Annotated in this window: 17 protein-coding genes and 1 other annotated feature; of the genes, 4 read left to right on the top strand and 13 right to left on the bottom strand. The window is 35.2% G+C overall.

Going from position 1 to position 26,913, the window contains the following annotated elements:
* Positions 1-7 precede the first annotated feature (7 nt).
* Both BCR26_RS02250 and BCR26_RS02255 read right to left on the bottom strand, forming a co-directional pair.
* On the bottom strand, positions 8-694 hold the full coding sequence (locus tag BCR26_RS02250) for an ABC transporter permease (protein ID WP_084386988.1): 687 nt from the start codon (positions 692-694) through the stop codon (positions 8-10).
* The gene (locus tag BCR26_RS02255; RefSeq protein ID WP_245676899.1) at positions 691-1,404 is read right to left on the bottom strand and encodes an ABC transporter ATP-binding protein; all 714 of its coding nucleotides are present in this window, start codon (positions 1,402-1,404) and stop codon (positions 691-693) included. Before BCR26_RS02255 ends, BCR26_RS02250 begins: the two co-directional genes overlap by 4 nt.
* 310 nt (positions 1,405-1,714) lie before the next feature.
* Here BCR26_RS02255 and BCR26_RS02260 point away from each other — a divergent pair, with 310 nt between their 5' ends.
* Together BCR26_RS02260 and BCR26_RS02265 are read left to right on the top strand one after the other, a co-directional pair.
* On the top strand, positions 1,715-2,239 hold the full coding sequence (locus BCR26_RS02260; RefSeq protein ID WP_245676900.1) for a TetR/AcrR family transcriptional regulator: 525 nt from the start codon (positions 1,715-1,717) through the stop codon (positions 2,237-2,239).
* Positions 2,240-2,261: 22 nt separating this feature from the next.
* Positions 2,262-2,498 (top strand): hypothetical protein, encoded by a 237-nt coding sequence (locus BCR26_RS02265; RefSeq protein WP_069697345.1) that lies wholly within the window; start codon positions 2,262-2,264, stop codon positions 2,496-2,498.
* 383 nt (positions 2,499-2,881) lie between these two features.
* Here BCR26_RS02265 and pepT read toward each other — a convergent pair whose 3' ends face one another.
* The 3 genes from pepT to BCR26_RS02280 all read right to left on the bottom strand — a co-directional run bounded on the left by pepT (position 2,882) and on the right by BCR26_RS02280 (position 6,845).
* The gene (gene pepT / locus BCR26_RS02270) at positions 2,882-4,114 is read right to left on the bottom strand and encodes a peptidase T (protein ID WP_069697346.1); all 1,233 of its coding nucleotides are present in this window, start codon (positions 4,112-4,114) and stop codon (positions 2,882-2,884) included.
* 12 nt (positions 4,115-4,126) lie between these two features.
* Complete coding sequence (locus tag BCR26_RS02275) at positions 4,127-5,776, bottom strand: peptide ABC transporter substrate-binding protein (protein ID WP_069697347.1); 1,650 nt, start codon at positions 5,774-5,776, stop codon at positions 4,127-4,129.
* A gap of 75 nt (positions 5,777-5,851) precedes the next feature.
* Positions 5,852-6,085: a binding site (T-box leader), on the bottom strand.
* A gap of 133 nt (positions 6,086-6,218) precedes the next feature.
* A complete protein-coding gene (locus tag BCR26_RS02280) occupies positions 6,219-6,845 on the bottom strand; it encodes a hypothetical protein (protein WP_069697348.1) in 627 nt (208 codons plus the stop codon).
* A gap of 172 nt (positions 6,846-7,017) precedes the next feature.
* Here BCR26_RS02280 and BCR26_RS02285 point away from each other — a divergent pair, with 172 nt between their 5' ends.
* A complete protein-coding gene (locus BCR26_RS02285) occupies positions 7,018-7,836 on the top strand; it encodes a hypothetical protein (protein WP_069697349.1) in 819 nt (272 codons plus the stop codon).
* Between the two features lie 69 nt (positions 7,837-7,905).
* Here the strand turns inward: BCR26_RS02285 and BCR26_RS02290 are convergent, their stop codons facing one another.
* The 7 genes from BCR26_RS02290 to BCR26_RS02320 all read right to left on the bottom strand — a co-directional run bounded on the left by BCR26_RS02290 (position 7,906) and on the right by BCR26_RS02320 (position 20,678).
* The gene (locus BCR26_RS02290; RefSeq protein WP_169818846.1) at positions 7,906-9,891 is read right to left on the bottom strand and encodes a leucine-rich repeat domain-containing protein; all 1,986 of its coding nucleotides are present in this window, start codon (positions 9,889-9,891) and stop codon (positions 7,906-7,908) included.
* A gap of 626 nt (positions 9,892-10,517) precedes the next feature.
* Positions 10,518-11,276 (bottom strand): pilin N-terminal domain-containing protein, encoded by a 759-nt coding sequence (locus BCR26_RS02295; protein ID WP_069697351.1) that lies wholly within the window; start codon positions 11,274-11,276, stop codon positions 10,518-10,520.
* On the bottom strand, positions 11,260-12,219 hold the full coding sequence (locus BCR26_RS02300; protein ID WP_084386989.1) for a class C sortase: 960 nt from the start codon (positions 12,217-12,219) through the stop codon (positions 11,260-11,262). The genes BCR26_RS02295 and BCR26_RS02300 overlap by 17 nt, the downstream gene beginning before the upstream one ends.
* A gap of 118 nt (positions 12,220-12,337) precedes the next feature.
* Positions 12,338-14,254: a SpaA isopeptide-forming pilin-related protein gene (locus BCR26_RS02305; RefSeq protein ID WP_069697352.1), complete on the bottom strand. Its 1,917-nt coding sequence runs from the start codon at positions 14,252-14,254 to the stop codon at positions 12,338-12,340.
* Between the two features lie 3 nt (positions 14,255-14,257).
* Complete coding sequence (locus BCR26_RS02310; RefSeq protein ID WP_069697353.1) at positions 14,258-18,133, bottom strand: SpaA isopeptide-forming pilin-related protein; 3,876 nt, start codon at positions 18,131-18,133, stop codon at positions 14,258-14,260.
* 350 nt (positions 18,134-18,483) lie between these two features.
* On the bottom strand, positions 18,484-19,149 hold the full coding sequence (locus tag BCR26_RS02315) for a winged helix-turn-helix domain-containing protein (protein WP_069697354.1): 666 nt from the start codon (positions 19,147-19,149) through the stop codon (positions 18,484-18,486).
* A gap of 71 nt (positions 19,150-19,220) precedes the next feature.
* Positions 19,221-20,678, bottom strand: a complete 1,458-nt coding sequence (locus BCR26_RS02320; protein WP_069697355.1) for a helix-turn-helix domain-containing protein — start codon at positions 20,676-20,678, stop codon at positions 19,221-19,223.
* A 622-nt stretch (positions 20,679-21,300) separates the two neighbouring features.
* On the opposite strand from BCR26_RS02320, the gene BCR26_RS02325 reads away from it, so the two are divergent.
* Positions 21,301-22,788 (top strand): AcpB/EbpR/MafR family transcriptional regulator, encoded by a 1,488-nt coding sequence (locus BCR26_RS02325; protein WP_069697356.1) that lies wholly within the window; start codon positions 21,301-21,303, stop codon positions 22,786-22,788.
* A 304-nt stretch (positions 22,789-23,092) separates the two neighbouring features.
* Here BCR26_RS02325 and BCR26_RS02330 read toward each other — a convergent pair whose 3' ends face one another.
* Positions 23,093-26,533 (bottom strand): putative mucin/carbohydrate-binding domain-containing protein, encoded by a 3,441-nt coding sequence (locus BCR26_RS02330; protein ID WP_069697357.1) that lies wholly within the window; start codon positions 26,531-26,533, stop codon positions 23,093-23,095.
* Positions 26,534-26,913 lie beyond the last annotated feature (380 nt).

Consider the following 26,913-nt stretch of genomic DNA (forward strand, 5'->3'; position numbering starts at 1 on the left):
TTTTCATTTAAATTTCTTTGATTAACATTGAGCGATAAGTCACAACCATCAATAGCACACTGACCGCACCTAAAAATAATGAGACGATAGGAATTCCCAACAACCCCGTTGGTGAGGCTTGTGAGTTAGAACCGATTACGACAATCACTAATGACGAGACAATGGTCGCGATAACTGAACTGTTTTTCATCCCAATAAATAAAGGCAAAAAACCTAGACAAATATTTGAAATCAAGACAATTAGCAAAGACCCCAAGCTTTCTGAAGCAAACGTGACAAATGCTAGTCTTTGACTTAATAAATAAGTACTAACTTCCTGAAATAGCGTTGAGAATACCGCAAATGTAGCAGTTAACAAAAAGACCAGCAGGAACTTAACCAAAATCAATTGCTTTTTACTATACGGATAAGTAAAAAGTACAGTGATCGTTTTTGTTTTGTATTCTTCAATAATTATTTGAACAATCAGAACAGCTTGCCATACGATTAAAACTGCTCGTGTAATCAGTAAAGCCAATTCTGATGTTGTCAGTTGAAAGGCTATACCTGTTGGATTCATTTCACTCGATGGATCGGCTAATAATGTTGAGGTAAAAACAGACAGTAATAATACAATGACATTCATTATAATCATCGAAATAAATTGAGTTTTCAGATTGATTTTCTTTCGTTCGATTTTCAACAACTTGATCACACACTCACACCTCCCTTGACTAAAGACAAGTAATACTCTTCAATATCCAAATCCATTTCTTCTAAGTCTTTCTTACTGACTTCTTTTATCAATTTCCCTTTAGCAACGATACCAATCCTATCAACTATTTTGAATACTTCAATCAGAATATGACTAGATATCAAGACCGTTGTTCCGTATGTTTGATTAATAGTCAAAATCAAGTTTCTAAAATCAATAATCCCTTCTGGATCTAGGCCATTTATCGGCTCATCTAAAATCAATAATTCTGGTTCATTCAAAAGCGCTCGCCCAATGCCTAATCGTTGCTTCATTCCTAATGACAGCTGATTTATCATCTTCTCCTTTTCATTAAATAGCCCAACATCTTTCAAAACCCTATCTATATTATTTTTGAACTGTTCTCCCATATAATCACAATGGAGTAATAAATTTTCTTTTACAGTCATATTTTCATAAAAAACAGGGGTTTCAATAATACTGCCTATTTTTTTAAATTGCTCTACAGATTGAGGCATTTTTTCATTAAAGAGAGAAATTTCTCCGCTATCAGGCTTCACGAAATCAAAAATCGATTTGATGATTGTCGTTTTACCAGCACCGTTTGCACCTAACAATCCATAGATCATTCCTTTTTTTAACGAAAGTGATACATTGTCTAAAACAAGCTGCTCGCCAAATGACTTCGTCAATTTTTTGATTTCCAACACATTATTCAATAAACATTTCACTCTTTTCTTTCCTGAATATTTAATCATGAATATTCATTAGTTTATATTCATATATTAGTGTTTGAAATTCGTTCTGTCAAGTGTTTATAACATTTTTGTTACGATAGACTAATTTTTAACTATCTTTATCACTCAGATACACGATAAAAACTTGACAAATATTTAATTTAAACTACAATTATGAATATTAATATAAATATATTCAAAGTCAGAAAGTAGGCTACTAATGAGAACTGGCACTAAGGGATTTTCAGAAGAAAAAAGAGCAGAACTAAGAAGTACTCTATGTATGGCATGCGAAAAAAGCTGGGGCGCTAACGGATACAAGAAAACGAATATCGCTGAACTAACATCCAAAGCCTCGATTTCTACTGGTGCATTTTATTTGCTATATGGAACAAAAGAAGACTTATTTGTTGATACATTAAGCAGAGTCCAAAATCGGTTAAAAACCAACTGGCGCAATATATTAAATGCTTCACCTTCTAAAGAAGGGTTTGTTGAGGCAATGAAATTCTTATTCAGAGAATACAAAAATTCACCTTTTTTGTACGACTTCTCAAACCCTGATTTTTTAGCATTTATTAGTAAACTACCGCCAGATATCATTGCTGAACTTGAAGCAGACAACTGGAAATTTTTTGAGGAAGCACTACACATTGCCAATTTAGAACTTAAAGTAAGCGAAAAAAGAGCGTTTGAAATTATCAATACTCTGCTAAGCATTATAATTATCCGCGATAGAGTCACGGATGATTTTGAAAGTATTTTCGAGTTTATTTTAGAGTCTACTATTGATCATGTGATTGAATAATTAAACGACAGGAGGAATACCTATGTTATCTGAAATCAACTCCACTTTGAACAAAGTCAACGACTCATTGAATGTTCACGTTAATCTACCTAATCCAAATAGTGAACGCTTAGCCAAAGCTTCTGCTATCAATTTGTTATTAGGGACAACCGCAATCTGCTATGGACTGATGATGAAAAAGAAAAGCTATTGCTTAATGGGCGGGATTTCTGTACTATCTGCTTGGTTTTTAAACGAAGAGATAGATTCAACTAATTAGTATCGCTTTTAATTCTAGTATTTCGACCAAGTGATAAAATATAGGCCATTCGATAGCAAAGAAGAGATGGGTAGCACGAAATCAACTACGCTTTAGGACGCCTTTATATTACTCACACCTTCATTGATATAAATCACTAAGAAGGCTTTGATTTGATGATACAAAGCATATAGTGGCTGAAATTCACGAAAATGATTCCTCAAATTTCTGTGGAGTTCAGCTTATATCTGAAGGTCTTCAAGAACTTTAGGCCGTAGCATTAAAAGCTTGATGAAAATGGGTACAAAGCGCAACGGCTGCTTTTTCTTGTTGTTTTTTTAACTAAGAGGGGGAAACAAAACTAAAAACCAGTTTTGTTTCCCCCTCTTTAATTTTAGTAGGTTCTATTTTTTTAAAATAGCCGTTTCCTTCACAATCTCGACAATCGTTTGCGTCGCTTGTTCCATCGCTTCTAGCGTAATAAATTCGTACTGCCCGTGAAAGTTTTCTCCGCCAGTAAAAAGGTTCGGTGTTGGAATTCCCATAAATGAGATTTTCGAGCCATCTGTCCCACCACGAAATGGTGCGACAATAGGTTTTATCCCCAAGTTTTCCATAGCTTTAATAGCAATTTCCACTGACCTCATATCCTGTTCAATAATTTCTTTCATATTGTAATATTGATCCGAAATCACAAGAGTACATCTTTCCTTATCCAATAATGCATTGAGTTCAGAAACTTTTTGCGTTAAATACTCTTTCCGCTGTTGAAATTTCCCTTTGTCGTGATCCCGAATAATATAGACTAGTTCAGCATAGTCCAAGGTGCCACTAAACTTTGTCAACAAATAAAATCCTTCATAATCTTTTGTTTTCTCTGGCACTTCATCTTTAGGTAAAGACGCATCCAACCGCTCACCCAGCTTAATGGCATTGACCATCACCCCAAAAGCTGTTCCTGGATGGACGCTAGTTCCTTCAATGGTAATAACCGCCTGAGCTGCATTAAAGGTCTCATATTCAAAAGCGCCCACTCGACCACTATCAATGGTATAAGCAAATTCTACGGGAAAGTTTGTAGCATCAAACCGATCTGCCCCTCGTCCAATTTCTTCGTCAGGGCCAAAAGCCAGCCAAATATCACCATGCTTGATTTCAGGATGAGCCAATAAATAATCTACCGCAGCCAAAATTTCAACAATCCCTGCTTTATCATCTGCCCCTAACAACGTAGTTCCATCCGTCGTAATTAAGGTTTGTCCAACATATTCTTTTAGATTAGGAAATTCACTCACTTTCATGTAAATGCCCAAAGCTTCATTCAAAAGAACATCTTGTCCATCATAATTCGTAAAAATTTGCGGCTGAATATTTTCAGCTGAATAATCCGCAGTATCCAAATGCGCAATCAAGCCAATCGCAGGTATTTCTTTCGTTGTATTAGCAGGTAAAACAGCCGTTAAAAAGCCATTTTCTTTGGAATAACGAATTTTTGAAAGTCCAATTTCTTCTAACTCTCGCTGAATGATACTTGCCAATTCGACTTGTCCTACTGTTGTCGGAATTGTTTGACTCGCTGCATCTGATCGTGTATTGACTTTAACATAACGGATAAATCGTTCTAAAAGTTGGCTCATGTTTTCCCCTACCTATTCTGCTAAATATGCGGTTCTTAAGTTGAAATAGTCTCCATACAAGTGATAACTGATTCCTTTGATTTTTGGATTAATTAAATAGTTGGACGCACTTTGATAAATGGGTACTTGCGCTGCATCGTCATTTAATAAAATTGTTTCTGCTTTTTTGTAATCTTCAAATTGTTTGTCAATGTTATTAGCATTTACCGTTTTCGCGTCTAAAACTAATTTGTCATACTCTTGATTTTTATATGACCCATAGTTATAAGCTGAATCCCCGACATATAAGTTAAAATATGAATCTAACTCACTACTACCTGCAATCCAGCCAGATAACGATAGTTCATAATTTTTATCTTTTCTCGATTGATTCACATTATTTTTCGGCTGAGCTGAAATGGTAATTTCTAGCCCTTTTAAGTTTTCTTGTAGTTGACTTTGGACATATTCAGAAATCTTTTTGCCGTTTTCATCATCAGAAACTAATAATGAGAGTTTAACGTTATTGCCTAGTTCAGCTTGCGCTAATTTCCATTCTTCTTGTGCTTTTTTCACATCATAAACTAAGTAGTCACCACTGAATTTTCTAAAATCTTCAGAAGTTTCAGGATTCTTATAAAGATTTGCTGGAATTAAGCCATTCAACGGTTTTGCACCATCATTTAGTACACTTTTCGTTAACGCTTCTTTATCTATCGCAAGTGCTACAGCTTTACGGAAATGGACGTTGGCCGGTGCGGTTCCTTCTTTTTTGTTAAAATCCAAGAAATAATTGGCTACATCAGAATGTGTTACATACCCAGGGTCATCACGATACTCCTGCACATACTGTCCATTAATCCGAACAAGATCTAACTCACCTGATTGATATAAATTAATCCCTGTATTGTCTTCTTTAATCGTATTAACTTTTACTTCTTCCAGTTTCACTTTATCTGCATCATAGTACTCTTTATTCTTCTTCAGAACCCAAGTATCTGAAGCAGCATCCCAATCTGTTAACACAAAAGGTCCGCTATAAATAAGATGCTCACTGTCTTGCGCATATTCTTTTCCTTGTTTTTCAACATACGCTTGATTTTGTGGCGCTAACCAACCGATTGAAACCACCGATAAAAATGACGGTTGTGCATGTTCTAATTCAACGATAAATTCCTTATCATTAGGTGCTGACAAGCCAATGTCATCGATTGATTTTTCTCCATTACGGATGGCATAACTATTTTTTACATTATCAAGTAAATAAGCATTCGGTCCAATAGTTGCTGGTGTGACTAATTTTTTCCAAGAATAAAGAAAATCTTGTGAAGTAATCGCTTCTCCATTGCTCCACTTAATGTCATCCTTTAAGGTGAAGTGATAGGTTAAACCATCTTCACTAATCTCTACTTTTTTTGCCAATCCCGGGATTGGCGTACTGTCATCGTCAAAACGATACAACCCTTCAAAAAGGTGCTGAACAATGGTAAAGGTATTTTTATCCATTGTTTGCGTTGTATCTAAGGTAGATAATGGTGCCGGCGAGCTTATTTCAATTTTTTGACTCGCTGCAATGGCTCCTTTTTCGCTTGAATTCGTCGCTTCTTTCTTTTGATTCCCTCCACAAGCTGTTAAAACAAGCCCTAATAAAACTGCACTGATTACTAGCCATGATTTTTTCATACTATCTTCCTCCTCATTAAATAAATCCATTATCTTCCCGACAGTGTCCAAAAATGCACAAAAAAAGCCTCATCCTAAAAGGACGAGAGCTGTTAACTTTCGCGGTACCACCTTTGATTGACTTTATAAAAAGTCCACTCTTCCAGTACAAACATACTGTGGCGCTATAACAGGCGCACCTGTATTGGTTTCAACTAGTCAACCAATCTGTTCAAAGGCCATTTTCTCTTCCAACATCACTACCTCTTCCCACCAAGCGAGGCTCTCTTAAAGCTATCTGAAAAATACTTTCCTTATCTTCACATTTCATTTGATAATGTATTTGAACAAATTGTAACAAATAAATAACGCTAGGTCAATACGATTTCAAAAAAAGTTTCAGCTTTTGAAAAATAACCTTTTAACCTCGTTCACATTACGCTATCTAAATTTTCTATCCTGCTTATTCCTTAAATATTTTTTGATAACGATACTTCGCTTCACTAAAAACAGTCTTTATTTCTTGATTTCCAGCGTCAAAATCATCTGTTTCGATGACGGACATCGATAGTTGCATAAGATAGAGATTCCCATGATTTTTCCCAATACACTCGTTTAAATAACCTATTAACGCTTGACGATACACCATTTTTTGATTCGACAGTATTAAAGAAAAGACATCTGGAATGACAACGACTTGATAATCTTTAGACCGATTGTTACGTTTGTATGCTGCTTCAACTTTTTCCATGGTTAAAGCGACCGTCTGTGGGTTAGAAAAAAATAATATTTTTTCATGAGTATCCGCTACTATCGTTTCAATCAAAGGATCTTCCATTTTTAACACAGGTATCCCGTTTATTTCGTTTGAAGAAATAACCCCTGAATAAACGGTACAGGTAATAATAATTCCGCTGACATCTGATGTTATTTCCCCCGACACCATGGCTTCCAAATCGGCTTTTTTAGCAGAATGTTTTTCAATTGACATGCTATAGACTAGATGAACTAACGATATGGTAGTATGCTGGAATATTTTTTCCATGTAAAAGCGATTACTTTCATGAGCGTGCAAACAAATAATTTTCATCTCCAACCTCCTAGTCTGATTTACTTAAAAATCAAAAATCCTTATAACAAAAATCTATCTTATTGTAAGACTTATTACAAGCTTCATGATAGAATTTGAATGAATATTTTTTCCGCTACTTCTCTTAAAAAGCGAATTCTCTACAAATAAAACAACTTCAAAGGAGATCAGAATGGACACAAAACTATCAGTTGTAATAAATGAAAAGAAAACCTCTATTCAATTTGATAATCACCATGGAGGTATTACTATTTTCAACAATAACGATACAAAAAATTTGCTAGACGAAGCCTGCATTTATTTTTTACTGAAAAACAACACGATTATTGACATTGGAAAAACTGGCCTTACTGCGCTGTTTGAAGATAGTGATTTTCAGAAAATAATCGTCATCACTCCTCCGTGGGATATCGAATTAGACTATCTTGAAATTCTTTTCATAGAAGAAGCAGAAAAAAACGGACTTAGCTTGAAAAATATCCAACAAGAAAATCGAAACATTCCTGCAAATAGCCTTAAAAATGTCACCAAATATAAAGAGCTTTTACTCCTTGTATTAGAAACATTTGGCTATCACTTCTTTCAAAAACAGGAGCCAACTGCTCCACCAGCAGCAAAACCTAAACACGCCAAGGCTAGACACAAATGGAGTAAAGAAATCAGTCAAATTGAATTTTTTATTGATTCAAGAGAAAGCAAAGCCACTGTTTTATGGCACAAAAGAAACGAAATGCTCTTAAAGGCTGGCGCAACCATGATGAAAGAACCACCCCTAAATAAAGATGGCTCGTTAGGTTTTTCAGCACGTTTTGGCGAAAAAATCAGAGAAGACCACAAAGATAAAATTAAGAACTTTGTTACCACAGAAGATTTGATTTTAAAAAGTGTCAATGAGGTTGGTTTATTCTTGTATTTCGGCGGGACAAATAGTTGGTTAGAATTAAAAGATGCGGATGGAAAATCAATTGACGCTTGGACGATTGTTGAATAACAACTAAAATAGACAGGGCGCTGACTGAGCCGCCTCCTGTCTATTTTTCTGAGATTAAGGAATTTTAATTCATATTTTCCGTTTTTTTCTAATCAATAACAGGCTAACACCTAATAAAACTAATAGTGGTAATGTGATCGAAAAAGAATTACTTTCCCCTGTATTTGGCAGAGTTCTCTTAGAGGCCACTTCATTCTTGTTTTCCCCAGATATTGGTTTCGCATTCTCTTCTAATTTTGAAGACACACTACTAGTTGAAGCTGAGTTTGAAGCTGTAGCAGTAGTTTCTCCCTGTAATTCTTTAGCATCTGATGCTATTTTCGTTGCTACTTTTTCTTTCCCTAGAATATCAGTATCATTTTTTGATTCAGATTTTGATTCAGATTTTTTATTTAAATCAGAAGGGTTTTCGCTAGTTGATTTCCATTGAGCATACAACGTTATATTTTCTGCCGGCATTACATTTTTTTCAAAATCCCACATTGTTCCACCACCGTCTTCTGCTGTGTTCCACCCTAAGAAAGTGTACCCTGCTCTTGTCGGTTCTTCTACTGACACGTTTAACTCTCCTTCAACCACTGCTTGTGTCGATGGTACTGTGCCTGTTGCACCATTCAAATTAAAGACTGTATCATAATAAGTTGCATTAAAATTTAATTGTAGCTGTTCAGCTGTCATAGCGTGGTCACTGTTGTCAGGAAAAATGCCCGCTCCTGTTGCTCTTACTTTTGCAAATATAGTGCCATTTTTTTGAATGATACCATTTTTAATGTAGTCACTTAAAATAATTGAAGCACCGTTCTCATCTACATAACCTGTTAAAACTAGCTGTTGATCTGAAGAAACTGTACTGTCATCACTTAACTGAACAGTATCAAACAAATTTATTCCATTTAAATCAGTTCCATTCGCTATAGTGTATGGCACTATACCTTTTTTCAAAACTAGCTGTCGCTGTGTCTGATAATTGACAGTTCCATTCATCCCTAAAGACTTTAGAGTCGTATCATAACCAGTGGGTAATAAATTTCTGTTTAGCATTAAGCTACTCAAAGATCTAAGCTCATTGAACCCTGTCGGTAAACTGGTTAATTGATTACCAGCTATAGACAAAAATTCTAAATTAGTCAATCCACCAAAACCATCAGGCAAACTTACTAGTCTATTATTACCTAAGTCTAACAATACCAATTGGGTCAAGTTAGAAAAGTTTTCTGGTAAAGTGGTTAATATATTATTTGAGACATCCATCTCTTCTAAATTAACCAATCCACCAATACTGTTAGGTAACGTTGAAATTTGATTGTTAAATAGATAAAAATATTGTAAATTAGTTAACTGCCCAATATTCTCTGGCAAACCAGTCAATTGATTGTACTCTAAATCCAACTGATTTAAGCTAATTAAATTAGGAAAACTATCGGGTAATCCTGTTAATTGGTTACTAGATACACTTAACTGTTCCAAATTGACTAAGCTTCCAATAGTAGAAGGCAAGTTAGTCAATTGATTATTATCAAGATAAAGTGCTTGTAAGCCGACTAAACTAGAGATACTCTCGGGCAAACTGGTCAGCTGGTTGTTTCTCACATTTAGAGTTTCTAAATTTGTAAAGAGCTCAATTCCTGTTAAGTCTTGGAGGTTCTTTGAACTTAAATTCAACGTTGTGGTTGAGTTAACCATCGCTTGAGTTAAGACTGCATGAACCTCACCTCCAGCAAGTATTGCAGCAATCGCTTGAGCCAACTTAGGATCCGTAAAGGATTCCGCTATTGTTTGCCCTACAGAAGCAGATTTGAATGCTTGAAATTCCATTTCAGGCACTTCATTGTTAGTTACATCAGCGCTTTTGCTATCCACAGGTTCTTCAGTTTTAGATTGCGGAAGTTCGCCTTCGTCTAATTTCTCGGTAGAATCAGAGCTTTCTACAGTATCTACTGTTGTTCCGCTCTCAACAGACTCACTTCCAAAATCAGCACTAGCCAATGAAATACTAGGTTGTCCAACCAATAAAAAAGCTACCCCTAAGATTAAGCCTATTTTTGTTTTTGTCAACATATCTCTCCATTCTAATTTTGATAGTTTGTCTGTCTTATTCTGACCACTTTTTTTAAATGGCTAGAAAATCACTACGCCTGATTTCTTGTAAGTTCCACAGTAACTATTCTTTAAATCAACTTGTTCTTTATTCTTTGTTTCGCAGTCCTGTTAGCTATCCTTGACTGTAAAGTAATTATAAACAATTCCGTATATTCTCTCAATTTAGTTATTTCTTAGGGTTAGGTAATTTCTAAAACGCATAGATCCTTTGATTCCATCGATTCCCCTCTAATATGGTTCTTTTTTTTTATTATTTTTGAAGCTTTTCCTCAACTTTGCAACTATTTTCTTTTATAAAATTAGTAGCAATGAAACAAATTCTAAAAAAATTCACATCTTTTTTTAGATACTAACAAATCCGATGTTAGTAAGGACTTTCTTTGTTTTCTCACATTTCATTCTATTAATAGATCAATACGTGCTAATGAATCATCATTTTTTACACTCTATATTTATTCTTATTTAACAACTAGAAGCCAATTCCTATTCTTACTTGTTAGAAGTTGAATTAGCGTTAATAGCTGTGAATCGCCAATAGAAACGTTGCAGTCTACCACTTCATTTATCTAGCTTCTTAGAACCTATTTAATCGCTACTCGCTTTTTTATTTTTCTATTTACTATATAGTAGAGCAACCCACTCAATACTAATAATACAACTCCTATCAAAAATAGCTTAGATTGAAACATTTCCCCTGTACTTGGCAAGAATCTAGGTTTTTTTTCGTCTATCGGAACTACATTTTTTTTAGGTTCTAAAGGCTCTTTCGGCGTTTCTTCAATTCTGCTTTTTGGATAAATATGAACTGTCGACATTAGTTCTCCATGTTGATTATAAACAGGTGTCACTAATACTATTGGGTCCGATTTTAATGCTACTTTATCAGTCGTTGCTGTTTCAATAATCAAAAAAGCCTGTTTCTTATTAACCAGTGTCGGCAATGCTACTCTCGCAATACCATCCTCTCCATCAACAGTATCTGTGACGATTGAACGAATTGGTACTAAAGTATTCAGCGAATATTTTTTTCTTATCAGCTGAAGCTGAGCTTGCTCTATGGTCATACCTTCTTTTATCAAAGAATCTAGCTGTTCTGTTAATTCATATACAGAAAAAGTGACTCCATTTAAACCACTTAGTTCTTTCAGCTTCATACTATCAATTTCTTTCCCGTCATTTTGAATGACTACTTGATCTGATTTGACTACCAATCGATGGATAACAATTCCTAAAGTTGAATCCCCTGAACTAGTTTCTGCTACAACACTTGACTTCACAAAGAAAATGGCACTTAGAATGGTAAAGAATAGAGCGACCAGGAGCTTATTTTTGTTTTTCACGCTTTTTACCACCTGCCTTTCGTTTTCTCTTTTTTTGCATCTGCTTTTGTCTTCGTCTCTCTTTTTCCTTTTGTTTGTCTCTTCTCTTTTTTATTATTAGCACGAGAATAATTAAGAGAGCGGTAATCGCTAGGCCAATCAATAACATGGTTTTCATGGTCCAATAATTGGTTGGGTCTTTTTTTTCTGGTACATAAGGAATTCGATGGCCCCTAACCAATAAACGGTGACTATTGATGCCTAAAGGAGTACAGGTTACTAGTGTTATGTAGTCTTCATTTGGTACTCGATCAAAATAAGTTAAGTTATCTGGTGTGACTGTTTCTATTTTATCTACCTCATAAGCATGTACTTCATCTAAAATAGTCACATAAAAATGCTCTTTCATTTTTAGATTAGGAAGATCCGTAAACATTTGGCCTATAGATAACCCTCTATGTCCTGTTAAAACCGAATGATTTCCTACTCCACCTGTAGGTAAAGAGGTTCCTTCTAATACACCAATTCCTTCTTCTAAAGCTAAATCACTGGAACTGGGATAGACTTGAACCTTTAAATTTATTTTAGGTATTTCCAATACAGCAGCTGGTTCTGGTAAAGATTGCTCTTTTAAATCCAATGTGTTGCTTCCCTTTTTTCCTTCGATTTTTTCAAAAGGATCTTTTAATGGTGCATTTCCTTTTTGTTGCTCATTATTTTGTTCCTCATATTCTTTTAACTTTTGCTTTTTTTCTTCTTCACTCAACTTTCCTGTTCGACTCTCATATTTTTGAATCGCCATTGTTTGAGAGTGCTTCAACTGATAGTCAGAAAATAGAGGATACAGTAACAAACCAATACCAGCAATGGTAACAACCAAAAAGAACAAATCAATGAGACGGTTGCTTTTCCTTCTTTTTCTAGGTTTATTCTTTTTTTGTTTCACGTTATTGGTACTTGTCATATATCCTGTCCTTTCTAACTCTACTAAAATCTCTTCACTTAGAATCGAGGGATTGCCTTAAAGGGTTAAAAGCTCCCCCCCTCTTCAATTTGATTTATGTTCTGTTTTTATCTTTTTATTAAGCCGTTTGACGTTTTTTGTAGTAAACACCTGCTACTGAAACTAAGGCTACACCGGCAACTAAAGTAATAATTAATTGGGTAGATCCTGTAATTGGCATTGTTGGACGTTTGCTATTTTCAACGGCTAGCTGTGTTGTATACGTTTTGTCTTTGATTTCAAAATCAACCGTATTGGTTAATAATTGGTAGCCGTCTGGTGCTTGAATTTCTTTTAACGAGTACTTACCATACGATAAACCTGCGATTTCAAAAGCACCAGAAGCATTTGAAGTGAAGACTCCACCACCTGTAGTGGGTTGTGTATTCGACCATTTCGCATCTTTCACACCATCGGTATTGGCATCCGCCCAACCATCAAAATACTGTCCTTTTTCATTCATAATCACGAATTTCGCATTTTGTAGTTTCGCTTTCGTTGATGCATCTTCTTTCACAAATTTCGCTCCACCAGTATAAACAGGGACTTTACCTTTGATATGATCATTTACTCCTTTTGCACCCGGGGTATTATTCCAAGCCAAATCAAAGCTATTTTCAATCGGTCCATCAATTACAGCAGACTCATTTAAAATCATTTGATAGCTAATCGTCAAGTTTTCTCCTTTCGCTGCGGCAACAGTGGGGCTAACAGTCCCCCCTACGATAAAGTTAATACTAAAGCCTTTTGCAACGGCAGAATACGTATAATCTGTTCCAAGTTTCAAGACTGTTCCATCTTTTGTTGTTATTTTGATATCTGTGTCTTTGCCGAAGTAAGACAAGCCAGTACCAGCCGTATCAGTATAGTTAAAGACTGTATAAGGAGTTGATTCAAAAAGCGAACCATTAGGTTGTAGTGTTGATGAACCCATAATATCTTTCGGTACTCGGATGGTGTTTTGATAAGCCACTGCATCTCCTATTGCAAAAGTCGAGTTGTTCGTTTTAGGTGCAGTCCCATTCGTCACTTCTTTCTTACTGGTTGGCTTCAAGAAGTTAATAAAGTCAATATGCAAATCTTCTGCTGTCGTTGTATTTTCCGTAATTTTGAAGGTTAATCTATTTTCAGCATCATTTAAAGCCGATCCACTAATGGCATGTTCCCCTGGTGCTTTGGTTTCCACAAAATAGTAATCTCCTAATGTTAAGCCAGAAACTTTAATAGATCCTTTTGAATCGGTGGTTAAACTAGTCGAATTAACTTTTGTACCCTTTCCCGGCGTCCCTTTGTAAACATCAAATTCTGCACCCGCTAGTTGTTTCCCCACGCCAATTTCTTCACTGTATTTCAACAATTCAAAGGACAATTCTTTTACTTCATTTTTCGGATAGACATTGATGGTACTTAAGAAGCCATCGCCAGCGACATTAGTCATTGGCAAGCTAATAACTAGCGGTTTCGCCAATTGACCAACTAGACCTTTGGCACTTTTCGTTTCAAAAATAGCGTAGGTATGGCCAGTACCATCTGCTTCTTTTGCAGCTAAACTTGCAAAGGAAATTTCTCCGTTGGCATCCACGGATTTCACTGTTGCCGTTGTTCCTACTTTTTTATTAGTGGTAATGAAGTTATTATATTGTGTTTGGGCAAGACCATTCACGGTTGTTTGGATATCTCCAATCGCTCTTGTTTTTGCATAGTCGGTGATATCTACGACAGTAAATTGAACATCTCCGTATTTAGCAGAGTCAAAAGGTTTCACGCCTGCGGGTAACGTTAAAGCTTCCCCTGTATTGGTAATAGAAGGTGTTGTGCCTGTATACATTAATTTATGAATCACGATTGTTTGAGCAGATGGAGCAGTCGCTTCCGCAGCATAGGCTGTTGTAAAATCAGAATGGAAGCCAACTGGTAAAATTGCGGCTGGTGCTAAAATGACTGTTACGGCTAAAGCAGCTAACATTTTTTTGTACGTTGATGGTTGAGTTTTCATAGATTAATTCCCTCTTCTTTTCTGTTTTATAGTTTTTTGATTTTTTTGTTGCTTTATATAACGCATAACCCCAGTACCAACCAAGCCTGTTCCAATTATAAGGAAAAGAACCAAACTAATACTTCCAGTTTGCGGTATAGCTATTTTTTTGATGTTACCAATTTGAATTGTAGCGGGACTTGTATCCAATGAAGCCGTCACTGCAATATTTTTTGTGGGTAGTTGATACCCTGTTGGTGCTTTGATTTCTTTCAAATAATATTTTTTACCATTTGTACCATCCAAATTGAGTTTTTCGAATTGGGCAATCCCTTGTGAATTGGTCGTCACTTCATAATTTTTTAAGCTAGTAGAATAAGCGAGATCCCCTGGATAAACCAAACTACCGTTTGAACCAATCTTGATGTAATTTCCGCTATTTAGCTGATCTTCTGTGGCGCCAATAACAAAAGTAGCGCCTGATAATCTAGTGGCAACATTCGCTGCATCCACTTTTTGAATACTCACTTTTCCTAAGCCATTCATCACGACTCCGACACGCTCTGGTTCAACAATTTGCATCGTATTGGCTCCATATGCAAAGGAGTTCCAAGCCGCTCGACTCGTCTCTTCTTTGGCTGGATCTAGAATACTTCTATCGATAATACTCACTTCATCTGGTGCTTTCATCGAAAAGTTCAAGGTAATCCCTTGCCCTTTGACCCAGCTCACACCACTATTCAATTCAATTTTGAAACTATGAATCGTGGCCCAGTTGGTCACATTGGACGCCGCCAGCCAAGTAGGCGTTGTGGCACTACTAGGATTGGTTAATTTCTGAGTCGTACCTGGATAGATGACATTTTTCACTAAGTCGTCTCGCTTTGGATTGACTGCTGTACTGTAAGAAACAGTCACTTTGTTCACCCAATCCGATGGAACCGTAATCGGTCCGGTCATGGATGGCGTAAACAGACTGCCTCGTTGGGCCCCATCTGTAATTCCTAAATCTCCTACTGATGGGAGAATATCCATTAAAACAAATTTTGTCAGTGGTTCATTATTGGTATTGGATATTTTTAATTGGTAGTCGATTTTCCCTCCAGGGATGGTATGTCCTAGCCTACTGTAAGTGCTGTCTCGTTCTCCTTTAATTAATTTTTCAGTTTGAACATTCATTTCTCGAAGCATTACATAGCTATTACCCGATTTTACCCGATTTTGCGTTTTATTAGCATCGCCATTCAAGTCATCAGAATCTACTTCTAAAATTGAATTTGTCAAACTGTTTCCTGTAGCCGTTGGTACAGTGAATTTACTATTACCTGAAAAGCCGTAAACAATTGGAAGTAGTGGCGAAGGTGCAGTAGCCGCAACATCAACATCTAACCAAGCGCCTACAGACTGCCCAGGCAAAAGATCTGGGTCATTCCATTTAACTCTGACGAGTTGCCTGTTGGTATTATTATAATTCGAAGTAACATTTGTATAGCTCCCGCCTCGGGCATCTGCCCTTAGAGAAGTTCTAAGCCCTGTTGCATCCATGTAATCTGGCATTGGATTCGACTTAAGTTTCACCCCTTCTGGTAGAAGGATTGCTGCATTAATGGGTTTATTCACTCTTATTTGAGAGCTAACCTCATTTTTCAAGCTGATAAAAATTTTATTATCGCCTGTTTCAACCACATTTTCCTTATTAACCATTGTGACTGCTGTAGAAACAACTGGTATCGAGGTACTCGCTTTAACAACATTTGCTGATCTTGGTCCAATCGCAGTAGCTGGATCATCATTGGTTGGATACCGATAAAATGGCGTTGCGGCTCCAATAACCTGTCCCTCATAAGAAAGATTATTGGTTATCCGACCTACGTATCCTTCTTTTACTCTATACATTACGCCCATAGTATCCGAGGCAAATCCCCCTTGGATAGCACTTCCATCCCTATTTTCGTATACTACTTGATATGAAAGAACACGGTCTGAATCAACTAATTTGAGATCACTTCTTTTAAGTTGCATTAATGGTACCGTTGCTAATTTTTCAGAATCCACTTCAGTTGTCTTGTAATTCCCTACCGTATTTACCTCAAACTTAAACGTAACACGAGGTATTTGATTTAATTCACTATATGGAACATCTCTTCTTGCATAATTCTTGGGTCTTGAAAATGCAATCGACTCAAAAATTAGATTAGGATCGATTTTTTCAATGATTGAGACATACTTATATCCTTTTGTATAAACTTCCTGATTGTTCCAGTTGTATGGAATTGTTTTTGCTTTATTCCCATAAACCGTTTCTTGATACGGGGATATTATATAAGTATGAGCAAATCCTAAAGTAGCTATATCGGTTACAGTAGGCACAGGATTCGCTGGTCCAGCAGACCCCGCCCCGTCTAACGGTCCAGAATAGGTGGGATAGTACCATGTTCCTTCTGGTGGCGTCAAAGTTGTTCCTCCTGTCGCTATCCCAATACTCGCTTGATTTGATTTCATTTCAGTTGTCTTATCTCCAAAGTCAATCACTTTTACACTAGCGTCATTAGTTAACGTCTTGGTAACATTTATAAGAGTTGACGCCCTCGTTCTCACGAGAAATTCAGTGCTCCATAAATCTGCTGAATTAGTTAAAGCTTGCTGCTGATTAGCTAGTGTCGGTGCATCGAAACTCCACGTAACTGTTTGTCCACTTCTCGTTGGCGGTACGCTACTTGTTGTTGATGAATAAGCCAAGTCTGAAATCAACGTATCTGTTATGACAATCTTCTGATTGTTTTTCAAAAATAGTAATCCAGATGCTTTAGAGGATGCTGTTGCTTTTATCCGCCAGATAATTGTGTCTCCTGGTTTTGGTCCTTCCGAAGTTGTTTTCCCTTCAACACCTACATAGGATTTTGTAATCGAAAAAGGTAAACTGGCAATGACATTCACTACAGCTGAAACTGTCACTGCTGAAAAGTTGTCTGCTGAGAGCCTCACAGTTGTGGTTAATTTTGTATCATTCAAGGTTGTACCATTAGGAGGCATCACTTTAATATTCACTTGATAGGCTTGTCCTGTACTCAACTCTGGAAATCTATATGTTAATGTTCGATTGGTTGCATTGTATTGTGGCCTAACACCTGCTATTATCAACTCTGACAAATTTTGGGTGAAATTCGCCTGGCTCGGAAGTGTCACAACAAGCAAGGCATTCTTATAACTAGGAATCATCGCACCCGTCGTTTTGAGGTTCAATTTGTAAATAGCTTCAGTACCCGATTGAACTGATGTAGTTACTGGAGCAATGTCCACATCCATATTCAAATTTCCACTCATAGGAGCAATTGGCTGAAACTCAAACTCCTCTGTTGTAGTGTTTTTTTCTTCACTTGCTTCAGAATTCAATAACAAGGGAGCTGATTGATAAACAGTCTCTTCACGAAGTGTTTTTAAGACTAATTTTTTTTCTTTTTCATCCATAACATCGAAGATCAATCTTGTTTTTGTAAGATGCTTCTCTTGGCTGTCAGACAGATTGATTAAAATATTTTCTTTGTCTTCCTTAAGCCATTCGTTTGCTGAACGATCCAGATTGGCTTCAACTGTTTTTTCCTTATTTAGTTGAAGACCTTCGACTAGTTCTAGTTGAACTGTTTTATCTAGTTCGTTTAATGAATGAACATCTAAAATTAATTCCTCTCCTACAGTAAGATCCGTATATGTATCCAACGGGTCTTCTTTGTCTTGCTCTGAGAAAAATAAATCGTTGACTGTAGGGTCTGAACTGTTTGCTGAAATCATGGTGCCTAATTTTCCTGTCCCAGATAAATAGGCAATTACGATAGTTAAGATTGCTACTATTGCTATCAACTGAAATTTTCTTGTTTTAAAATCTCTTTTTGTTTTCCCCATAATATTCCTCCTTCACTCTTTTCTTGTTTGACTGTAAAGCTAGTATAAGAAATATTGGGCTCATCCTCAATTTGAGAATTCCTTAGTATTCCGTAATTTGCAAACCGGCTTTTAACTGAGGAATTCCAACGTTTTCAGGCTGTATTTCTTTTTTTAGTTACTGTGGGATTCTTTTTATACTGATTTATGACCTATTCTTTTAGCCTGTTAATCAATACGCGCAAAACTCTAAAAAAAGTCTTAAATAAGACATAAATTGACGTACTCCTTCGATGTACATTCTTTCAAAATGAACCATTTGACTCTATCTTCATTTCCATTTAACAAAAAACACTCTGGACTACTCTTACTCAATTACTTAACACATACCCTTTCGAACGAATGGTTCGAATATAAAACTGATTTGAAGAATCTTTCAATTTTTTCCTAAGACTAAAAATTAAATTGTTCACTCGATAAAGTTGGTTTTTCTTCTCCTCTTCCCATAAAGTTTGATAAATTTCTTTGTAAGAAACCATTTTTCCACGTTTTTTTAACAACAAATTTAATACCTTAAACTCTAGTGGCGTCAAACTAATCTCCTCCATGCCATTTTTTAAAACACTGAGATTGTTTGAATTTAGATAAAGAGAGGGAGTATGTTTTTGATAGTCACAGTCTGCTCTATTCTTTACTTTTTTTAAAATATTACAAAGTTGCAACAAAAATAATTCTTTTTCGTTGGTTACATCTGCTACTCCATCCACTCCTAACTCAAAATAGACAAGTTTATTAATTCTAGAAAGTTCCTCACAAAGAATCCAAATGAGACTTGTTGATTTTTTTCGTAGCATCAGTATAAGTTCACAAGTCTCCAACGATTGACCTTCTTCAATTAAACAGACATCAATCTGATTTAATTTCTCTAGCAAATTTTCTGCTAGGATGAATTCAAGGCTAAAACCTAATTCCTTTAATTCTTTACTATAAGTCGGAAAATCATGTTTCAAATTTTGGACGATTCCTATTTTATGCATGTTGACTTCCCCCTTTACAAACTAATTGAGCACTTCGTTGCCTCTTCTTGTCTTTATCCGATATGTTCTTACTATTCTTTTCGGACATCCGCCACTATTTCCCCTAAAAATCGCCAGTCATTACCATTAGGTATATTTTTCCAAATGACTTGCCTGCACAGTGCCTTACTATAAAAATAATCAGATAAGTAAATATCAGTATTATTTGTCAATTTCCTTTGAACTTCAATATTTAGATTACCGAAGAATTCTAGATTGTTTACAATATAATTTGTGTACATTTCTCCTTTAGAAAAATCAACACAAATATAAATTTTGTTTTTCAAATATTTCATTGGAACTGAAGAAATTAATGCCAACATATAGTCGTAATAGAGAGAAACTTTCTTACTATGTAGGTGTAGTAACTGTTTATCAGAAAATAAGAAATCAAGAAATTTTTCAACTAGATGATGAAATCTCGGATAGGTTTCCATAAAAAATGACAGTTGTTGTTCCGATGTTGACGTAAAGTAAGTCGTTGAAAAATAAATAATTTTAAAATGAAGCTTAAACAATGCCACCTTCACATTTAGTAGAATACTTTCTTCTTCGTATTCCGCTAACTCCTTTGAAAAAGGTAACTCAGTAATCAAGATTTTTTCCATTTCACTTGTAAGTGACTGAATCTGACTATTCATTATTCCTAGCGAGAAAAAATCGGGTAGTAAAACATCTTCTGTAATCAAAAATACTAGTAAAAAATCAATTTCCTGATGAAGTTCTTGTGCTGATAATAAATAATTCTCCTCTACTGATTTATAAAAACTCAATTTTTCACCAAATATATCCTTTCTTAATTTTGTTAAATCAACACTAGACTCTTCAACCTTATGACGATTTTTTATCCTTAAAATAGAAATCGACATAAAAAGTTCCAGCTTAGTCATTCTAGTTGGAACTGATTCAATTTTTACCTCACTCATTAGTATTCTAGAAACAAGTGAAGTTTCTTTTCTAACGGATTCTGAAAATGGAAATTCAAGCCCATTGAAAAAATAGTAGTAAACTTCAAATGCAAATTTACGAATTTTTTCTTCCGATCCACTGAGCTCTTTATTTGAGATACCTAATCCTACGGAAGCCAATATTTTTTCCAACTCTTTTTTTATGATATACGTTTTAGAGCGGCTAAAAAATCTACTCTTTCCAAACTCTTTAATCGACAACTTAGATACAATTAATTCAGAAAACATAGCGAATAGAGTTGACTTCTTTAAGTAGACTAAACGAAGCTTTCTAAGTATTTCATTAGTGAATCCAGTAACTTTTACTTCTGTGCATGGTAGATAAATAATTTGTAAACTTGCTCCATATTTTTCCAAATCCTCATTTAACTGTTTAATATAATTATTCAATTTGAATCGTGAGAAACCAAAAGTCATCATTAAATGCTCAAAAGAAATTTCTTCCGTTCCCTGTTCTTCAAACATGGATACAATCTTTAATTTATCTCGATCACTAGTATCTATAAAATTAATTAACTCCATATATTGTAGTCATCCCTTTCTATTACCGCTTTTATCTAATCTGATTTAATTTAATGAAAAAATGAAATCGGTATTCAGCACGATAAATGAAATGAAATCGATCACCAGCTTTCGTTATTTTTTTGCAATGATTAGAATTTAACATATTCATTCCCATCTTTGTCTAATATATTCCCCCTTTTTGTCTCCTTTTTTTAATCTCCTCTTAAAATATAAAAAACATTTATAAATAAAAAACATATAAAAAGTAGTTATACATTATGAAAAAGAGAATATTGTTATTTTTTATATAGTAATAAACATACTCGTGTTTCCAATAACATTTTTTACTATATGGTCAGTATAAAAAGAAAGAGTCTATCCCTCAATTTGGAAATTCCTGAGTGCTGTGGAATTTCTAAATAAAGAAATAGACTTGATTTTAAAGGTTTCAAGCGCTATATATAAAATTTTGGATGACTAAAATAAGATTATCTTGCTGAATTATTGAAAAAAATCGAGGAAAATATAAAAAATCTAAATAAACTCTCAAAAAAATCATATATTAGTATGAAAAACTTACCTGTTGGATAAATAATACTAGCATTGTATAATAAATGAAAAGGTTGAGGAGGTCTTCCTATTGAATGAAATTGGATATAAACTTATTGTCGATAAACGAGTAAAACGAAGAATTGACATCGTCACTTTACTACTAAAAGCTAAGCAGCCAAAACCAATTACCTATCTATCAAAAATGTGCCATTCTACTGATAAAACGGTTTCATCAGAAATAAAAACAATTAATGAGTTGCTACCAAACGAAATAAAAATCATTTCAAAAGAATTTGAAGGTGTCTATTTAATTGCAGACAACCCTTTCCTATTATCAGGCTTTATTAGTGACCAACTTGATGGAAATCCCCTTTACGAGATTATAGAATCAATATTTCTATCAGAAGAGAAAACTTTAGAAGATTTCTCTATTGAAACCTTCATCTCTGAATCGACGATTCGTTCTTATTTAAATACCTTAAAAAAAGTTCTAAAAGAATACTCCCTATCCCTTAGAATCAAACCTTTTATAAATATTGTAGGAAATGAAGCAGATATTCGGTTTTTCTTTTTTCAATACTTCAGACACGCACACGATAGCGCTTCAATACTCGCTGAGACAGAGCAACTGGCTGCTGTTCATAATACTATTACTCAATTAACTAAAGATTTTGGATTGAAACTAAATCTGGACTACTATCGAATTTCCCATTGGTTACTAATCATTGAACAAAGAATCCTTACTGGACATCCTATTAAACTACCTATCGAATTGCTAGAAAAACATGAAGCAACGTTTAATTTTAAAAATGTAAAATCAGCTTTTTATCAGCAATTCTCTGGTTTGCCACTAGGATCTATTTCTGAAGAAGAGTTTCTGTTCGCATTTATTGTCAGACTAGACGGTGTTATTTACGAAGAAAGCACCCCCTTTTACATGAAGGATTACAAGAATTATTTAGCTGAGTTCGAGCCACTGATTTTTTATTTTTTTTCCGAAAATGGATTATTGCCTTATGTAAATGCCGATTTAAGAGTGATGTTGCAAGCTTTTTTAGTAAATACCATGTTTCTATCTGATATAACTCCAGGCTTTCAACGAGTAAGCTCCGCTATTCAGCAGTATGTTCAATCAAATTATCCAGAGATACTTAATCAATGGATCACCACACTGACAAAGAACTTAATGCCTAATTATTTGCATGTAAAATATCCTTTAGACTTAGCAACTAGTTTGACCTTAATAACAGTAGCTTATATAGAACGATATACTACAAAAAAAAGGAATATTCTTTTTTCATTGACAGGTACTCCCTCATCTCTCAATTATTTTAAAACACAGCTATTAAATATTTTGCCTAATGGAGTCAACGCTCATTTTATTTTCAACAAACCTCTAACGAATAGCTTGCTAGATGCATTAGAAATAGATACTTGTGTTTATAACTACCATATTGACGAACCGATCACTTATTGCCAATCTCTTAGAATGTCTAACATTCCAACTGAAACTGAGTGGCTGGAGCTAGTTCCTAACCTTCTGTCAAAAATAAATACTAAAGCCAAAAGGGAGTGACCTACTGTTACTAAAAATTTTAAAATCATTTGACAATTAAACATTCTTTGAAAGAGTCTGAGACAAAACGAAAGACTAGTTTTATCTTGGACTCTCTGAATAAATGGTGCCCACTTCTTAAATAGACTATTTCTAACGATTTTCCAGCCATTTTTGACGCAATACTTTATTCGCTCTTTTTAGTCAAAAAAGTGAGCCGATAATCAGATTGCTTCCTGACTATCGGCTCACTTTCTTTTAATCCTTAATATATTCTTTTATTGTCCCTCTTTACCTAGAGAAACAGTCAAATACTCTGATTCATTTATTCCACTTCCACAAGTTCCATCCCGTCCTCTGTTACTTGATATATAACAGTTGTAGCAGTCGTAAGTTTTTCTGTTGTTACTTGATTTTGGATAAGCAAACGATTTTTAAATTCAGCATGGTAAACGGTAATAAAGTCCCCCTCTACCAATAACACCTCATCTTTTTCAGCTGGATAGTTCTTCCGACCAATATATTCTTTTGTATGTTTAATAGAACCATTTTGATCTTGGATAGTAATAGACGCATATGTTTCAGTAAAATACCAATGAGGTTGAGTCGCTTTCGTTTGAATTACTGCTTTACCCTCGTTTAGCGAAACGCTCATCGTTGCAAATACTCGATCCGATAATCCTTTGAATGTATACTCAAAAGCTTGACCGTCCTCTGGTTTCGGTTTAGGAATATCGTTTGTTTCCACTAATACCAATCCATTTATGGTCACTTGGTACGTAATGGTTTCCTTCGTCTCTAACTCATCTGCCGTTGCTTGATTTTGAATCAACAAACAATTTTTAAATTCGGCATGATAAACAGTAATGTAATCCCCAACCTTTATTGAAACTTCCTCTCGGCTTGCTTCGTAGGCATTGCTACCAATGTATTCTTTAACATATTTACTGGAACCCTTTTGATTCTGAATGATAATAGACGCATACTTTTCATTAACAAAGTTAAAATGCGGTTGCCCCCCTTTCGTTTCAATCACTGCTTTGCCCTCGTTTAGCGCAACATCCATCGTTGCAAATACTCGATCCGATAATCCTTTGAATGTATACGCAAAAGCTCGGCCGTCCTCTGGTTTCGGTTTAGGAATGTCACTCGTTTCTACTAATGCTAAACCATCTGCTGTTACTTGGTACGTAATGGTTTCCTTTGTCTCTAAATTTTCCCTAGTTCCTTGATTCTGAATTAACAAACGATTTTTAAACTCGGTATGATACACAGTAATGTAATCCCCAACTTTTATTGAAACTTCCTCTTGACTTGCTCTATAGTTGCTTTTCCCAATATATTCTTTTGAATATTTGTTTAAACCGTTCTGATCCTGAATAATAATAGATGCATATTTTTCATTAAAGTACGAATGCGGTTGAATCCCTTGGGTTTTAATTACCCCTTTACCTTCATTTAATGAAACTATGAGCGTCGCAAATACTCGATCATATACCCCTTTGAAAGTATATTCAAAAGCTTGCCCCTGCTGAGGTTTAGAAGAAAGAAATAGCTCCGCGTATTTTTCTATCAGCTGTGTATTTACTGGATCGGGTAAAGATTGAATCGCCAGCAACAAGTTTTTCTTAACATTTGACTTCTGAATCGAGATGTCTTTTCTCCGCTCATTTTGAAGCAATTCGGTTCCCTCAGCCTCTATTTTTTTGATTAATTCTTGCTCTAAATTATTAGGAAGTGCTATGTTCTCAAGTCCTTTACTCGTCACTAGCCAAGTATTGGTTTTTTCCGTCTTATTAATAATTTCCTCTGTCGAAGTGAGTCTATTCCGGGTCTCCGCATGATAAATTTCAACTCGATCCCCTTCAACCAAAGAGATTGTCTCAGATTTCACAGTAACTTCCGTACCTTCGATTACTTTACTATATTTTTCTACACCATTCTCATCGCTTACTTTAACCGTCATGTAAGTTTCTCCACTGTAATATTTATGTGGCGTAGCAGAAGTAACAGAAACGGTGCCCGTTCCTTCATTAAGATTTGTTTTAAATTCTCCAAATTTTCTATCACTAAGCCCTAAAAAGTTGATACTTTGATTCATGAAGCTACTTACATTAAGTTTCGATAACTTTATTTCGATATTATTTTCAGATTCTTTCACATACAAGTATTGTTGACTTGCTATATATTTAGTCATCACTTCACCAACAAACTCTATTGTATAAACGCCATTTGGCAACTGATTAAATAGCACACTCTCACTAGTGATTTCTTTTTCTTGGACTACTTTATTGCCCTCTTTAAGACGAATTTTTGTTCCTTTCACTTCGTCAAGATCGTTTACCTTTAATTGAATCGTAGCTGTTCCCTGTAGACCTAGCGCTGCTATTTCTTCATTTTTTACTATTTCGAAGTTAGAAGTAATCAGCAAGTTAGGATCAATTAATGCACGAGCAGCAACCAATTTCCCCTCAGGAACCACATCTGCCAAGGAAGCGACGGCTGGATAATTTTGGTGTCGATTAATATCAGCTTGACCTTCTTGTAGCGACAACCCCCATCTCTCTAAAACTGGGGTAAAATCCAACTGACTAACGTCACTATAATTACGATTTAATAAATCTGGCAAAGGATAATCCGCTCTTTTAAAGTCTGGCTGATTGGCAATCACACGATAATCTTGGTACATCTTTGTGAAAGCAACATTTCCAGCTTTTTGTTTTAACATCGTTAACAAAATTAGTTTTTCTCGATTATTTACAGAAGCATAGGTGCCATCATTTTTGACTATTTTTGTATACAAATTTTTTTCAACCGCATCCTTTTTCCCGTAATTAAACAGCCAACCAATTTTATCTGCATGTTTCCCATATTTCTCATATTGATATTGCACACCAAATAAATTATTAGACACTTCTCCTGTATACATTCCTTGCCCATCGAAGCCTGTTTGATAACCATGAGCAATTTCATGAAGTGTGCCCCAGCTAACTTTTTTCAGCCACATATCAGTCGTACTTTCAGTGCTAGCCGTCCAATAGCTACCATAATAAGCACCACCTGCGCCATTAATATCTGCCTTAAGGAAATAACGATTGGTCCCATTCTTATTGGTTGGAGCGGAATCATCAAAACCTGCCATTTGATTGTAAAAACGGAATAGATCATTATAATGTTCTATTAATGTATTCAGCGAATCAAAATCTTTTAAATTTTGGACCTTTTTCTCATCTAACTTTGGCAGTAATAATTGAAAATCATTCCCTTTAATTAACGCATACTCTGCATCAGAAGAATCCCAAAGTTTAAAAAAATGATCCTCATTATCATTAAGCTCATAGATTGGTAAGGGTTTTGAAGCTTGATCGCTTTCAATCTCATACATAAGCATTGCTCCCTCTGCGTTATAAGGCGTATCGACAAAAGGCACCAGCGACTCTTCTTTACTACTAATCGTTATCCAGTCAGACCCCACTTTCACTGATTGTTCTTTCTTAGAGTCATTCCCTAACAATCGCACAGTCAGCTTATCCTTGAATTGCGGATTGGTTTGTCGAATTTTTAAAACAGTATTCTTTTGTAAAACAAAACCCAAGTCTTGACGATCGTGGTATCTCCCTTTACTGGTCCCTGCATTAAAAATCCACTTAGGCTCTTCGATACTCACAATCTCCTGCGTCTTTATCTCTTGCGCATTTCCTTGATATGCTCCTCCAAACAATAGAACTAGATAAATCACTATTAATACGAATCCTCTTTTTTTCATTTTTTCTCCTCCTTATTAATCTTTTTTGTTCTCTAACGGTTGAATAACTCTTAGCACAATAACTTCTTTTTTATAGGATTGATCAAGAAATCACTAAGAATCGCCTAAAAACAGCAAAAAACCTATATGTAACGACTAAAATAAGTCAGCAATTTTTCATTACGCCATTCAAGCAGTTCAACTCATTAAATAGAACTTCCATTTTTTTAGTACATCCATCTATCTATCAATAAGCATCACTCCTTCGAAAGTATATTTTTTTTATTATATAATTAATCAGTTGAATAGTATAACAGAAAACAAGTCATAAAACCATATCCTTATTATTTCTTATTAGAAAGAGAAAGATATATTTAAAAGAGCACAAAATAATAATCAGA

Source organism: Enterococcus rivorum (assembly GCF_001742285.1).
In the GTDB taxonomy this organism is placed as follows: domain Bacteria; phylum Bacillota; class Bacilli; order Lactobacillales; family Enterococcaceae; genus Enterococcus_L; species Enterococcus_L rivorum.